The sequence below is a fragment of the Bowmanella denitrificans genome (assembly GCF_039522935.1).
In the GTDB taxonomy this organism is placed as follows: domain Bacteria; phylum Pseudomonadota; class Gammaproteobacteria; order Enterobacterales; family Alteromonadaceae; genus Bowmanella; species Bowmanella denitrificans.
This window is the reverse complement of the sequence record NZ_BAAAEI010000001.1, coordinates 143,779-158,594: the sequence shown is the minus strand read 5'-3', so window position 1 is coordinate 158,594 and position 14,816 is coordinate 143,779. Positions and strand designations below refer to the sequence as shown.

The 14,816-nt window shown below is 47.8% G+C and carries 8 protein-coding genes; all 8 read left to right on the top strand.

Features of this window, described 5'->3' with window-relative positions:
- Window positions 1–225 precede the first annotated feature (225 nt).
- Window positions 226–7,029, top strand: a complete 6,804-nt coding sequence (locus tag ABD028_RS00615) for an HYD1 signature containing ADP-ribosyltransferase family protein (RefSeq protein ID WP_343840448.1) — start codon at window positions 226–228, stop codon at window positions 7,027–7,029.
- A gap of 4 nt (window positions 7,030–7,033) precedes the next feature.
- Entirely contained in the window at window positions 7,034–7,252 is a 219-nt protein-coding gene (locus ABD028_RS00610) for a hypothetical protein (protein WP_343840445.1), read from the top strand.
- Between the two features lie 73 nt (window positions 7,253–7,325).
- Entirely contained in the window at window positions 7,326–7,787 is a 462-nt protein-coding gene (locus tag ABD028_RS00605; RefSeq protein WP_343840442.1) for a hypothetical protein, read from the top strand.
- Between the two features lie 28 nt (window positions 7,788–7,815).
- Window positions 7,816–8,163, top strand: coding sequence for a hypothetical protein (locus ABD028_RS00600; protein ID WP_343840439.1), 348 nt, complete (start codon window positions 7,816–7,818; stop codon window positions 8,161–8,163).
- A 607-nt stretch (window positions 8,164–8,770) separates the two neighbouring features.
- Window positions 8,771–9,109, top strand: a complete 339-nt coding sequence (locus ABD028_RS00595) for a hypothetical protein (RefSeq protein ID WP_343840436.1) — start codon at window positions 8,771–8,773, stop codon at window positions 9,107–9,109.
- Between the two features lie 383 nt (window positions 9,110–9,492).
- Complete coding sequence (locus ABD028_RS00590) at window positions 9,493–9,822, top strand: hypothetical protein (RefSeq protein ID WP_343840433.1); 330 nt, start codon at window positions 9,493–9,495, stop codon at window positions 9,820–9,822.
- A gap of 219 nt (window positions 9,823–10,041) precedes the next feature.
- Window positions 10,042–14,448, top strand: coding sequence for an Ig-like domain-containing protein (locus ABD028_RS00585; RefSeq protein WP_343840432.1), 4,407 nt, complete (start codon window positions 10,042–10,044; stop codon window positions 14,446–14,448).
- Window positions 14,449–14,475: 27 nt separating this feature from the next.
- Entirely contained in the window at window positions 14,476–14,805 is a 330-nt protein-coding gene (locus ABD028_RS00580) for a hypothetical protein (RefSeq protein WP_343840430.1), read from the top strand.
- Window positions 14,806–14,816 lie beyond the last annotated feature (11 nt).

The window sequence follows — 14,816 nt, the reverse complement described above, 5'->3', positions numbered from 1 at the left end:
CATTGAAATGAATCTGTAAGTCAGTGTTAGGTCTTGGGCCGGTAATGTCGCTACACCTCCTATGATGTAACGCTTGAATATGATATAAACGCGCGAACTTATGGGGATGGGCGATATTTCCACTATAGGTGCGCTACCCAAAAAAATAGTCGGCCTGGCAAAGGGCAAAGGAAACTAAGTAACTTGCCGGGGCAATGCAGTATTCGATGGTTAATGGAACAAGTAATGCAGTTTTCAAATCCAATGTCAGGCTTGGCTAATTGGCTGAGCACTCCTGGTAAAGTTAAAACAATGGTTGCTTTGATGGGCACTGTTGGCTTTCTAAGCCAAGCCAGTGAACATTCAGTCACCTTGTCCTGGAACCAGGTAGATGGTGCTGAGCATTACCGTTTGGAAGAACGCCAGAACGGTAGCAGTGGCAATTGGACGCATATATCTCCCGCTTCATTGCTTAGCCACACTCTAAGTAAGTCGACCGGCAAATTTGACTACCGGGTGATTGGTTGTTTAGTTGACCCCAGCAGGCCAACGCAACCGCTGTGCGATGAAGTGGCACAATATAGCCAAACATTAACCATTGATTACGATGATCCCGCTACTCTGAACTGGGCGGCATTTGGCGGTGAAGTGGCCGACCAGGTACTGCCCAATATCAGCCCTGGCAGCTCAAACTATTTCGGGCCGCTGCCGGGTAAGGCTGCCGTATCTGGTGGCAGTGCCAGTTATACTATTCCCATTGCTATTCCGCCGGGCCGTGCTGGTATGGCACCCAGTGTTGCCCTGTCATACAGTAGCCGAGCTGGGAATGGCCTGGCAGGCGTTGGCTGGGATCTATCTGCCGGTGGCAGTATTTCGCGGTGTCCGGCCACGCTGGCCCAGGACGGCTTTTCGGCAGGTGTCAGCTATAACGGTAACACCGACAGATTGTGCTTAAACGGGCAACGTTTAGTCCTTCGTAGCGGTGTTTATGGTGGCTCCGGTGCAACTTATGCCACTGAGCTGGACCAGTTTCTGACGGTCAAGCAACAAGGTGCTATTAACAGTAGTGGTACCTATTTTACTGTTACCTATGCCGATGGCCGAATGCAAAAATACGATGCTGCGGTGACACCCCAGGGAGCAGCGGCAGCCCTTAGCTGGCAAATTGGTAGCGAGCATGATGTCAGTGGGCAAAATGCCATTCATTACGTCTATTCCCAGGATCAGAGCGCTGGCGAAATCCTGCTGGAAAGCATTTTTTATACCGGGCAAGGTACAACTATAGGTAATCGTAAGGTTGAGTTTAATTACGAGAATCGTAGCAAATATTCCACCAGTTACCTGGCCGGGGGCAAAACCCGTCAAACTAAGCGTTTAGAATCGGTTAAAACTTACTACGCCAATACATTGGTTCGTAGTTATACGTTAGGGTATGAGGTGTCCCGAGCCTCAGGTCGTTCACTATTGCAGAGCGTGTCTGAATGTGCAGAAACGCAGTGCCGCAGTACCACGTTTGATTGGCAGGACGATGCACCGAAGTTCCAGTTAGAGCTATTCACCAGCAGTGACGGCACAGAAATATATCCCAGCCATGTGGACCGTTTTGGTGATGAGGTGGTTGAGTCGATAAGTTCTATTGATGCCAGCGGTGATGTTAATGGTGATGGGGTGCGAGACTGGAAGACTTACTCTGTTGACAACAGCGGCCAATATATTGGGCAACACCAGTTTCTTAACGCCGAAGGGGACTTACTGGGTACTTCAAACTTTGCAATCAGTACCTGTATGCGCAGTAGCATTGACTACAGCGATTACTGTATAGAAGGTGATTTTAATCTGGATGGGCGTACAGATACATGGAAAATCGAAAACGATCAGCTCAAGATTGGCTATGTACTGGAAAATCAGAGTGGCATTTATGTCGACTGGTCGACCAATAACCAGCACATTACCATTGAACCCTACGTGTCGCTGGCTTCGCCTGGGGACACCTTGGTTGACGCCAACGACTATAATGGTGATGGTTGGCCAGATCTGATTGTTAAACGCAAAATCAGCCCTAACGCAGCCAGCCTGACTTTATATTTGCATAGTCAGAACTTAGCGCGGCCATACCAGTCAGGACAGCATTTAATTAATATTGGACTGACGCAAAACGCACAATTTGTCGGTGATATGAATGCCGATGGCTTACCTGATTTGGTTGAGTATGGGCAAGGGCTTAACCAAGCCAGACCGGTCCCTCATCGTCTGTTGCTTACCCATGTCAGTACGCAAGGAACTGTATCTCTAGTTGCTCATAATATTAACTTCACGCACGGAGGCATTGAGGGCGACTACGCCATCTTAGTCGATGCAAACGGCGACGGTTTAAAAGATTGGCTGGGCTGGATGGGCGGTGCTGGCAACCTATTCTTGAAGCTCAACCAGGGGGATGGCAATTTTGCAGCGGCGGTAGATTTAGGGGCAGCGTCTGTACTGGAAACACGTAACTATCCTATGCCCAGTAAACCAGGAGAAGCCAAATGGGGATTAGCAGCCAAATTTGAGCAGGCAATAAAAATAGCAGATATAGACGGCGATGGCCGTTCTGAATTGCTGATACCAGGAGACGTGTTGGTCGCAGGTTGCCACAAAATTTACGGCGTATTCGATCATCTTCAAGGTCGCAAAACTGATGTGATCAAGTGTGGTCATGAGCTTTACGGTAACTATCAAACCAGTCAAACAGGGCCCGAGCAGGCTATGTTCCCCGAATGGGATCGCAGCATATACCGCTACAACGTGATGAAGTTTGTGGAAAACACCAATGGCACCTTTAGCGCCACCATTGGGGATTCCGGTCTGGTTGGGGCAGCGAATTATACCAAGGTCGTCGACGCGTTTGGTAAAGGCCTGAGCGATATGGTGTTCAGCTATGGCTGTGTGCAATATGCTGATGATGGTTGTTCCTTCAATGGCAGCAGCAATCTGCTTTCACAACAAAACAGTGTGTATATCAACCGTAACTACGGTGCCACCGATAAAGCCGAACCGGGTAAACAGGATTATCGTGCCATCGACTTAATGGTTGCGGCGAATGACAGTGCAGGCAATCAAGCCAGTTGGCACTACCGTCCACTGAGCAGCGGCAACGGTGAGTTTTATCAGCGGCAGATCAGTGACGTTATTGACGAAGGGCATTTTAACTTTGCCTCCAGTATGTATGTGGTCGCGGAATTCCAACAAAGCAACGGTGTCGGCTCAAACAATAAACAAAGCTACCAATATGGCGGGGCGACATACAACCACCGGGGGCGCGGATTCAGGGGCTTTACCCAGATTACTCAGGTGGATGATGCCAATGGCACACAAACCGAAACCAACTTTTTAATTAAATTCCCGTTCACCAGCCAGGTGGCCAGTCAGTCTGTGTACCAGGTCGGGGAGCAAAACCCGATTCAGACCCAAACCAATCATTGGCTACAAAACCCAAATTATGCTTTTACCAATAGCTGGCATATCTACAATCAGCAGGCCACTGTTACCAAATTTGATGTGCAAAGCACCCGGCCGGGTTCAGTCGCTACCACCACCAGTACGTCAGCGGTTACCACATCCACGATGTCGGTTAATAGTATTGACCAATACGGTAATGTGGCTGAACAAGTGACACTGGTCACAGACAGTACCATGTCGCACACCACCAAGGTCGAGACCGATTATACTCAGGCCACCAGTAGCTGGCCGAATCGCTGGGAATCCCGCAAGGTGACCAAATCGGTCGACCACCTGAATGGTCTGGCTGCCGCTAGCGGCACGAACGAAACACAAGTGGTTGAAACCCAGGTCGAGACCTGGAACAGTACCTTCCGCCAGCCGCAAGTGCTTAAGGTGAGCGGTGACACTAGCACCTTAACCAGCACCTATGTGTACAACGATTACGGTTTACCCAAAACCATTACCCAAACCGGCAATGTGTTGATAGGGAGCAGCGCCACAGCGACCGAACAGAGCCGTATTACCGAGCTTTACTATAGCAACGATGGCCAGAGCGTGGCCGCAGACGGCTACTTTGTCAGCCAGCAAAATCAGAAGCTGGGCGGCAATAAAGTGCTGGCGACCAATATAGCGACTGACCCGACCAATGGCCTGCCCCTGACGCAGGTTGCGATAAACGGGGTGACTACTACCACTGGTTACGATGCCTTTAACCGGCCTAAAACTCTGGATGTAACAGGTCAGCCAACGCAATATCTGAGTTATCAGCAGGTTGAAAATCAAGGGCATGCGGTTATGAAAGTGGTGGTGCAGCAAGCGGGTAACCCCACTACCGAGCAGTACCAAGACAGCCTGGGCCGCACCGTGAAAACCCGTACACAGGGCTTTGATGGCAACTGGATAAGCCAGGATATCAGCTTTACGGCCAGGGGCTTCAAAGCAAGTGAAACCACTCCCTATACCGGCACAGATAAAGGCACTACCACTTATTCTGGTTACGATGTGTTAGGGCGTCTGGTTGGCAAACTAACTTCTGGCAGTCACGGCAACCTAATCACGCAATATAGTTACCAGGGGCTTACCACCAACATTAGTACGACCGCGGATATTGGCCATAACCTGAGCATGTCCAGACGTTACAACAGCCTGCAACAGTTGGTAAATACGGTGGATGCCAAGGCGGGCAGCACAGACTATTTATACGATGCCGGTGGCAATCCGATTTTAATTCAGGATGCTAACGCTGTGCAGATTACCGCCAAATACGATGCGCTGGGCCGTAAGCTATGGGTGGATGATCCCAACCAGGGCAAAACCAGTTTTGTCTATAATGACTTTGCCGAACTTGAAACTGAAACCGACGCCAACAGTAAAACCATTTATTATGATATGGACAAAGCGGGTCGGGTCACCACGCGTATCGCCGACGGTAAAACCGCTCTGTTTGGCTGGGATACTTGTAAGACCGGCATGCTGTGCAGTGAAAGCGAAAACGGCGTTAATAAAACCTATAAATATAATTATGCGGCCCTGCCTTATCAAAGCACATTGACTGTGGATGGTACTAGCTATACCACCGAAACTCAGTATGACCAAAACAGTGGCAAGCCCAAGGCACTGATTTACCCTAACGGCCTGATACTGGGGTATGAGTACAACAGCTATGGCTATCTGACACGTGAATATAATGCTGCAACTGACTACAGCTATCGTACTGTCACGGCGCAAGATGCCTTCGGCAACATTACCACTGCACAAATCGGTGACGAAAACGCAGCCCTGACCAGCAGCATTGGTTATAGCGCCATAAGCGGGCAAATGCTGTTCAATGTGGTTAAAAATGGCAACACCGCGTTGCATAGTCTGAATTATGCTGAGTACGACAGTTACGGTAATTTACTGGAGCAGCAAAACTTACTGCCGACCTTTAATAGCACAGAAACCTTTGCTTACGACGAGTTGCAAAGACTGGTAACCGCCAGTACCAGCGGTAATGGCGTGAATTTCAGCGTGAGTTATGGTTATGATGCGGTTGGCAATATCCGCCATAAATCAGATTACTCTGTATCCGGCGACAGTGCCTATCAGTATGTAGAGAGCAGCAATAAGCTGGAATCGGTGGACCTGAAAGGCGGCGGTAGCGAAACCTACGGCTACGACAATAAGGGTAACCTGACCCATAGGAATGGCATCAGGGAAGTCACCTACAATGTATTTAACAAGCCTACGCAAATCAGCCGCAATGGCAGTGTCAGCTTTGTGTATGGGGCAGATTTAGCCCGTGTCAAACAAGTCAGAAGTGCCGGTAGCGGCGAAGTCACCACTTACTATGTTGATAAACATTATGAGGTGGAAACCAGCAGCTCCGGCAGCCAGCAAAAAGCCTATATTGCCGATATTGCCATACTCACCTTTGGCAGCGATACCAGTATCGCCTTTACTCACCGCGACCGCCTTGGCAGCGCCACCACCTTTACCGATCACAATGGCCAGGTTACCGCCTACCGGCATTTTGATGCCTTTGGCACACCCAGAGGTGGCGACTGGAGCCAGCTAAGCCTGCCCCGACTGGCAGAAGGCCCAAGCCGCCGTGGCTTTACCGACCATGAACATCTGGATGAGGCTGAGCTGATTCATATGAACGGGCGGGTGTATGATTACAAGGTCGGACGGTTTTTGTCTGTGGACCCCATTATTCAAAGCCCCGGCAATAGCCAGAGTATTAACCCTTATTCGTATATTATGAATAATCCTTTGGCTGGGACGGACCCGTCTGGGTATTCAGCAGTAGAGCCAGAAAAGCTTCGTCAGAAAGTTACGGTGACAGGGAGTAAGATAAAGCGAGATGCGCCTGTTGGTGGAACGAATACCATTGGTGGATCAGCGGTAGGTGTTTCTTACACTGGCGTTGGGGGGGCTGCAAATGGTGCACAGAATCAGGGTAATCCCTCAAGCAATAATCAGGCTATTGTTGATAAGTTAGGGCAGGGGGAAGTGGCTAAGCAGGGGAGTAATGCTGCCAGCTCTAACTCTAACGCACAGTCAAATGCGTTTGATCCATTTGCACCGACACCTTTGGGCAATTTGCAGAACTGGATTTTTGAAAATCTTATTAACCCGATGCCTGAGATCAAGGCATCTATAGATGCTATAAATGAGGGAGATTTTAGTGGGGCAGCCCAGTCCATGGTTGGAATTGTGGGCAAAAAAGTCAAAGCTGTTGGGAAACTTGGTGAAAAAGTCAATGATAGTATTGAAGAGCTAACGGAGAGAGTAAGACACTTTACTAATAACAAAGGGCTTGAGGGGATTCGGGAGAGCAATTCGATAATAGCAAGCGACCAGAATAGTGTGTTTACAGTAAAAGCAAGGGGGCGTGTAGGCAGCGCCAGAGATATTGAAAAGCAATTAGGTATTAAACGCGGGAAAGGCAACAACTATGTTGAGTTTGATGCGAACCCTAACGAAATTCAAGTTATCAAAAATCCTGTAACAGGTGCAGCAGAGAGAGTGTTTGAGGGTGATGTTGATTTAACAGGAAGAAACGCTTCGTTTTATAAGAATAGGTAAGCTAATGGAAAATAAAGTTTTAATCGACTTACAAGAAGTAAAAAGAGTGTACGAGTTATTGGAAGTGATTCATGATTTTTTTCATCAGCCTGAAAAATATCAGGACTTTGAGAGGCTGGAAAATTTTATTAAGCAGAATTATCCAGAGCTTAGAGATGTTTATTATGACGTGGTGTGGAGCTGGCTTCCTAAAAAGGTTCAGGATGAAATCACTGATCAGTGAGTTCAGAAGGCACGATCCAGAAGGCACGATCAAGGGGTCAGAGTTGTCGAACCAAGAAGACTAAGAGTATAAGATGGAGCAGGAAGTAATGTTCAGGGATAAATATAAGTACGCTGTTTATTCGGATTTCGGTTTTTTAGTTATTTTCGGACGCTTCAATCGGATGGTAACCTTATTGGCATTGTTATTGGCGTCAACAATAACCAATGCGGAGCAGCCAACCTGTAGCAGTGATCACGGTGGATATTGTGAGTATAAGGGGCTGGTCCAGAAAATATATGTAAACGATGGTAACTTGATACTTATTTACTTTGATACTCCAGTGCCCTTAGAAGTACCTGCCAGCATAGGATTGAATATCAGTAAAGGTCAGGCTGCAGCTTTTAAGATAGATAATAATCCAGAATTTGCCCGGCTATTTTACTCAACCGCGCTGTCTGCACAGGCGACTTCCAGACCTGTATCTATTCAAATGATAGGCACTGAAGGTGGTTATCTTAAGTTTGACAGAATTTGGTTGGCGGCTCCAAATTAGATCCAAAAAATAAGAAGGAATTTATGTTATGAAAAAGCTCAGTTTGATTCTTTTGATATTGATATTCCCCACCAGTAGTTTCGCTGCGAATATATGGTGCACCGGCACAGTAAGTAATATTTACATAGATTCCACCAAAAATGTCATGATTAAGGGCAGCTGGCGAAATGAATATACCCGTATTTGTCGTACTGACGGTGCAGAAGGTATTGATACAGTGACCTGTTCACTTTGGGTTTCGCTTGTCACTACGGCTATGACTAACAATAAGACGGTTACCTTGATGTATGACGACCAGAACGGTGCATTAACCTGCGAGACGCTTCTTTCTTACACTCGCAGTTCGCAACCTTATTATGTGATGCTGAATCAATAGGTTTTGTATTAAATCTGCAATGCTATCAGATAAGTCGGTGACTATTGGCGGGGGCGGCGAGTGTTACGGCGCTCATGAAAAAATACGTTATGTATATTTTTCGAAATAAGCTATGGACACTTATTGTGTGAGATAAAATCTCATTGTTATTTATTTTTTTAGCTGTTGATTTAGAGGATCGTTTGAATATGAGAGAACTAAATTATGGAATGTTTTTTGTGTTGCTTATTTTATCCTTGTCATTTAAAGCATAATCAGAGCCATCAAGAGGTTGGGTAGATGACGTTGAGGTACATAGACTGGTAATTGTTGTGACTGGTGGTGTTAATGTGAGGGTAAAACCAGAATTGCAAGGCTGTACATCACAGAGTGGATACGGTCAGATGTATGCCTCAATTCTTCCTGAACAACCAGGGTTGGACAAAATGTATTCTGGGCTTTTAGCAGCGCAAATGAGCGGAAAGAAAGTGTCTCTATGGCTCGCTGATGATAAATGTACGATAATATAAGTTGTCATTGGAGGAAGATTCTAATTTGAATCTGAGGAAGATTTTAATTAGTTAGATGTCTGCCTTGTCGCTACGGAAACAAGATTTTGGAATGAGTTATGTATAGAGTATTTGTTTTATTTTTTATGTTGTTTTCATTGTCTTCACATGCGGTAAATGCTTGGTATTGGGGAAAGGTTACAACTCTTATCACCAGCGGACCAGATGGAAGTTTTCAGGTTCATCTTGAAAATCAAGACATCAAGAGCAAGTGCACTAATGGTGTGGTGTATTTTAAGGTATCGCATATGGGGTTGGAAAGAACTAAGTTGGCTTACGCCATGGGATTAGCTGCTCTGACGTCTGGTCGCGAATGGGGAGTGGTCGTCGACCTTCCAAACAATGACGCTATGTGTTACGCATCATCAACAGCTAGTCAGGGTGCTGGGCTTAGATAGGCGAGTTCAAATATCCGTTATTTTAATTTTTGATCAAGGGGTCATGATCAAGGTGATCAAGGGGTCAGAGTTATCGAACCAAGAATACTAAGAGTATAAGATGGAGCAGGAAGTAATGTTCAGGGATAAATATAAGTACGCTGTTTATTCGGATTTCGGTTTTTTAGTTATTTTCGCGGGTCTTTTCGCGGGTCAAGGGGGCAGAGTTGTCGAACTACAATCCTGTCAATGCCGACGTAACCTGTGAGCTTTGGACAAATGACTAGATTGTACATTCTACCGCATTAGCAGCATGGCGGTAGCTGAGATTTTTAATATAGGGTTTGCTGATAAGTCATGGCAAAATATGGGTAGGTAAGCAGCCAGCAGGAATAGGTGGTGCAGTGAGCGTTAATAAATTTATTTTGGTCTTAGGTATATACACCTTGGGTTTGGTTGGCCAGGTGCAGGCCGATGTGCTGTGCCCGGCTGGCAAAGTTAATATGCTTTATCGAACTGAAGAAAGAGCTTTTATTCAGATTGAGGGGCAGGGATGGCAGTTATTGGGTTTCGCCAATGATGAACAAACGCCAACCAAAATGATGATTGCGCAGAACGCCAAGCAAAAGGGCGAGTCGGTGCAATTAAGTTTTGCCGATGGTTATGATTGTCTTACCTATGATGACAATAATGCAGCCCTGCAAATTCAGGTTCTGGAACGCGAAACCTTCTGAACCGGCAATACCTGCGGCAGAGTCGTTATTTCGGTCATTTGTTCTCTATTGTGCCGGGGCTAATGTCCTAAGACCGATGGACATGACATAAAGGTGACGGCTCGCCTTCCCCCTTTAAATGTTTTGAGTTGCTCCAATACAATATTTAGGGGCGCTAACTGTCAAGCCTGCGGCATTTCGCGGTGAAGCGGCGAGATCAGACCTATTAGGAACCAAGAAATGAAGTACAAGGTTAAGGAACGACGTATAGCGCGAAAAATTACCTTTGCCGCGCTATATGCACTAGGTCTATTAAGCTCGGCGATGAGTGCCGCACAAACCCTGAATACCCTGGTTGTTGATACTTATCAGGGCAATGCTGCTGCCACCGACGCCAATAACATATTGAACCCTGTTAATGCCGGTATCAATCTGGCCAGCGACGGCGGGCTGGTGATGGTGAAATCTCCGGTCAACGATTCCGGTTTCTATTGGCTGGATACCGAACGCGGGGCCGGGTTGTCGCTGAATAGCACCGCTGCCATGGCCGAACAGGTGCAGAGCAGTTTTGCTGAATTTACTGAGCAGGGATTCGTCCTGCAGGGGACCAGCGCCCATTGGAATCGCCTGGGCAGTGAATACCCTTATATTGCTTTGGTTAAAAAGCCTGGGGTGCTGGATATTATTACCTATACCGGTGATGGTGCAGCGTCGCGCGAAATTCCCCACCAGTTGAATACCGACGTCGGCATGATAATTGTTAAAGCGCTGGATATGAATAATGGTGGGGCGGTTTGGCATCGCTCGTTATCCAGCACCAATGAATTTAAGTCGTTAAACCTGTTTGGTTTTGGTGACACTAACCCTGCCGCCGCTGGTGCATGGTGGGGCAATAAGCAACCTAGTGCGTCTGCACTATATGTAGGCAACAGTGTTGCTACCAATACGGCGGGCGCTCGCTATGTAGCCTATGTGTTCGCCGACAGTCCGGATGATGGCATTGTGGTAGGCCATTATGTGGGGAACAGCACCGACGGTGTGTTAGCACAACTGCCCTGGCAGCCTGATGCTTTTATTCTTAAGCCGCTTAATACCCAACTGGCAACAAATTGGACGTTGTGGAGCCCGCGTTTTGGTGACCGGCGATACGGCATGCTGGACCTCGCCTGGGCCGGGTTGCCCACCTCAGCAGGCAGCAGTATGTTGCTTAACGAGGCCGGTGAACTGGTTAAGACCAGTCTGGCCAGTGGCCACAATATCACCTGGAATGAAAGTGGTAAGCAATACCTGTATGTGGCGATCAAAAATATGCCGGAAGCATTGCCGCCGGACCCCAACACATTAGCCATTACTCCGGATGTATTTACCTTAACAAACAAAGCCGCCACGCTACTGGATGTCCTACACAATGATAGCGGAGCCACACAATCGGGCCTGTATTTAAAGGTGCCATCCTTGTCAGCCGCTGGCGCTGCGCTGAGTATAGAAAACAACCAGATTCACTACACTCCACCGCAAGCGGATATTGCTACCGATTCTTTTGACTACCGCATAGAAGACAATCAGGGCAACGTACTGGCCAAAGCGACGGCGTTTATCAAACTGCCGGTCGCCAACCCCTCTAATTTTGCCATTGTGCCTTACATTGGTAACGGCGGGGTGAACAACATTAATGCAGGTCTTAATCTGGCTCAGGGTGGTTTGGTGATGATAAAGCACCTTAACCCCAATGTGTCTGATCAGTGGTATTGGTTTGATACGGCCAGGGGGCCAGGGCGATTTTTTACCAGTGATGGTATAAACGAAGGTACAAGTCCAAGCTTTTCAGCCTTTACCAGTAGTGGCTTTGAACTCAATGGCAGTGCGATTGACATCAATAGGCCCGGTGAGTTGTATGTGGCACTGGTATTTAAGGAAGAAGCCGGTTTCTTTGATATCACCACCTACCCAGGTAACAACATTAATTCTACAGCGATTTCGCATCGCCTGGATGCCGAGGTCGGCATGCTGATCTTAAAGCCCATTAATAATCCCAATTCTGCCTGGACCTGGCATAGTGCGGGCAGTATGTCGGGGGCCAGTTATGGCATACCAGGGGATATTCCGGGCACCATCTTTGGCATGATGGGTATTGGTGGCATGGAAGTCAGGGAAACCAATGTTGATATCTTTAACTTCAAGAAACCTGCTACTAACCGCTTCTGGGTTGGCAACTCTGTATACAACAATGGGCAAGGAGTGAATTATATCGCCTATGCTTTTGCCCAAAATCCTGCTGCCGGGCTGTTTTTTGGTGACTATCAGGGGCAAGGAACGTCTGGGACGTTGGCGAATTTGCCCTGGCGCAGTGACTTACTGGTGCGTAAAGCCAAACATGGTGTGAAGCATTGGGGGGCTAATTTGTTTGCCCTGGGGGCAGATAAGGAAATTGGCTTTAGCTCCAATAGCCCTGGTTGGCAAAATACCCACAATAACGGAGAAGCGCAGCAATGGCAGACCGAGCTGACAGAAAACGGCCAAGTTATCAGCCACCTGCAGGGTAGCAATGCTGAGATTAACGGCTGGAACGGGCCGAATGTGACTTACTTTACGATGGCGTTTTCCGAGGTGAAACATGCCGATATTGTCCCGGTACTGCCAGTTAATCAGTATGCCATGCATGATAACTACAGTGTTGCTGGAGGAGAACTCTCGGGGTTGTCAGTAATGGATAATGACCTTGACAGCGCCGGTTTTCATATTATTTCTGTTCATTCATCAGATAATGCCAATGTACACGCCTATCTAAACCAAAATTTAATAGGTTACACACCCGCTGACGGTTTTTGCGGCCAAGATTACTTTACCTACACCCTAGCTAATGGTGAAAATGCCATTGAAACCGCTACGGTGACCGTGAATGTTGATTGCTCAGGAAGTAACAAACGCCCAGTAGCCAATAATGACGAAATTTATCTGCTGCAAGGGCAGGACGCCACTGTCAATGTGCTTGCTAATGACACGGATCCTGAGAATGCAGCACTTAGGGTAATGGCAATCAACGTACCGTCTAATAGCACAGTAAAAGGCAGTTTGCATATCAATGCCGACAATTCACTGAGCTATATCGCCGATAAAACGGATAGCAGCACAGATGCCTACACCGATGAATTTACTTACGTTGTCCAGGATGACCTAAAGCAAAACAGCTGGGCCTTTGTGCGTATTCATGTTGTTCCCAGGCAAGGGCCGCCATCTGCCAATGACGATCAATTTACCGTTGCCAGTGGCGACAGTTCGGCACTGGACCTGTTAACTAACGATGTTTCCCCCAGCGGCGCCTCCTGGCGGATAAGTTCGGTAACGCCCTCAGCTAATGCCAGCCTGGTGATTTATTTACCTGAGGCGCGCCTGCTGAGGTACGCACCGAATAGTGCGTTTTGTGGCCGGGATACCTTCTCTTACACCGTCGACGACGGCCTGGGCTTGCAAAAAAAAACAGCCAATGTGGTGGTCTATGTGAATTGCGGGGCCGGTAACGCCAAGCCGACCGCTAATGACGACTATGTTGAGGTGAATGCTAAGCAAGATTTGCTGTTGGATCTGTTAGCCAACGACACCGACCCGGAAGAACAACCGCTTAAAATACTGAGTGTTAAAGTCGAGGAAGGGCAGTCAGCCAAAGGTGCACTAAGGCTAAACCCGGACAATAGCGTAACGTACCTCGGGGCAAAAGATTACCGCTCCGCCAACCCCTATACCGATGTGTTTATTTATATGATTGCCGATTCGGTTAACCAGACCAGTTGGGGTAAGGTCAATGTTTTGGTGCTGCCGGTGAATGAAGCACCGGTTGCTCAACATGACAGCGCAGAAGGACAGGAAGACACGCCGCTGGTGATTAATGTGCTGGCCAATGACAGCGACCCGGATGGTGATGCCTTAACACTGGTTGAGGTATCCACACCCGCCCATGGTCAGATTAGCATTGGCCCAGATAAACAGATTACCTATCAGCCCAAACCCAACTTCTTCGGAGAGGACCACTTTACCTATCGGGTCAGTGACGGCGAGCAGCTTTCTGCCCCTGCCACTGTGACAATAAGTGTGACACCGGTGAATGATGCACCTGTGGCGATAAACGATAGCTATGCTACCGGGCAAAACCTGCCGGTTACCTTGCTGGTTTTGCAAAATGATACCGATGCCGACAATGATGCGCTGACGCTAACCTTATTATCACAACCTCAACTTGGTACCTTACTGCAACAGGCTGATCAGCGTTTATTGTATACACCTAATCAGGATGTGTGCGGTGCTGACAGTTTTGAATACTCGGTGTCGGATCAGGTTGCTGCGTCGGTATCGGCCAGTGTGAGTATCAATATTCATTGCAGCGGCAGCACACAATTAAATTGGCAGAGTGCTGGTGACGAAGTGACTCAGATTAGAGTGGGACAGGCGATAACCCTACAGTGGCACTTCCCTGATGCGGCTGAATGTCAGTCAGATTTTACCGACAGTACCAGTAATCAAGGCAGTGAGAGCCGGGTGTTTTATACACCGGGGCAATATCAGTTCAGCTTTTCCTGTGCTGGTATGGTGTATAGCACGCCACTGTTAGAGGTGAGCAAGTTGTCATCCCCACAAGGGCTTCGTAGAAATTAACGGATCTGAGTAAAGAACGAATCGGCTGTGAAAAAGCTTGTATTGGTTTCGCTGTTGCTTGCGCCGCTGGCGATGGCCAGCAGTGTTAACCCAACCAAGATCACTAAGGTGCTGGTGGGGCCGGATTATGGCACTAAGGTATTTATTACCGTCAGTACCAAACCCAGTGCCGTGCCAGCATGCCAAACTGGTAACATCTATGACTTTGTCTTCGACGGTGCCACCGACACCGGCAAGCTAACGCTGAGTGTGGTGCTGGCGGCATATACCGCCAAGCAAGATGTCTGGATAGGGGGCAAAGACAGCTGCCAGCTATATGGTGGTGTGGAGGATTTGGCGCATATTGTGGCGTTGTAATTGTTTTTCAA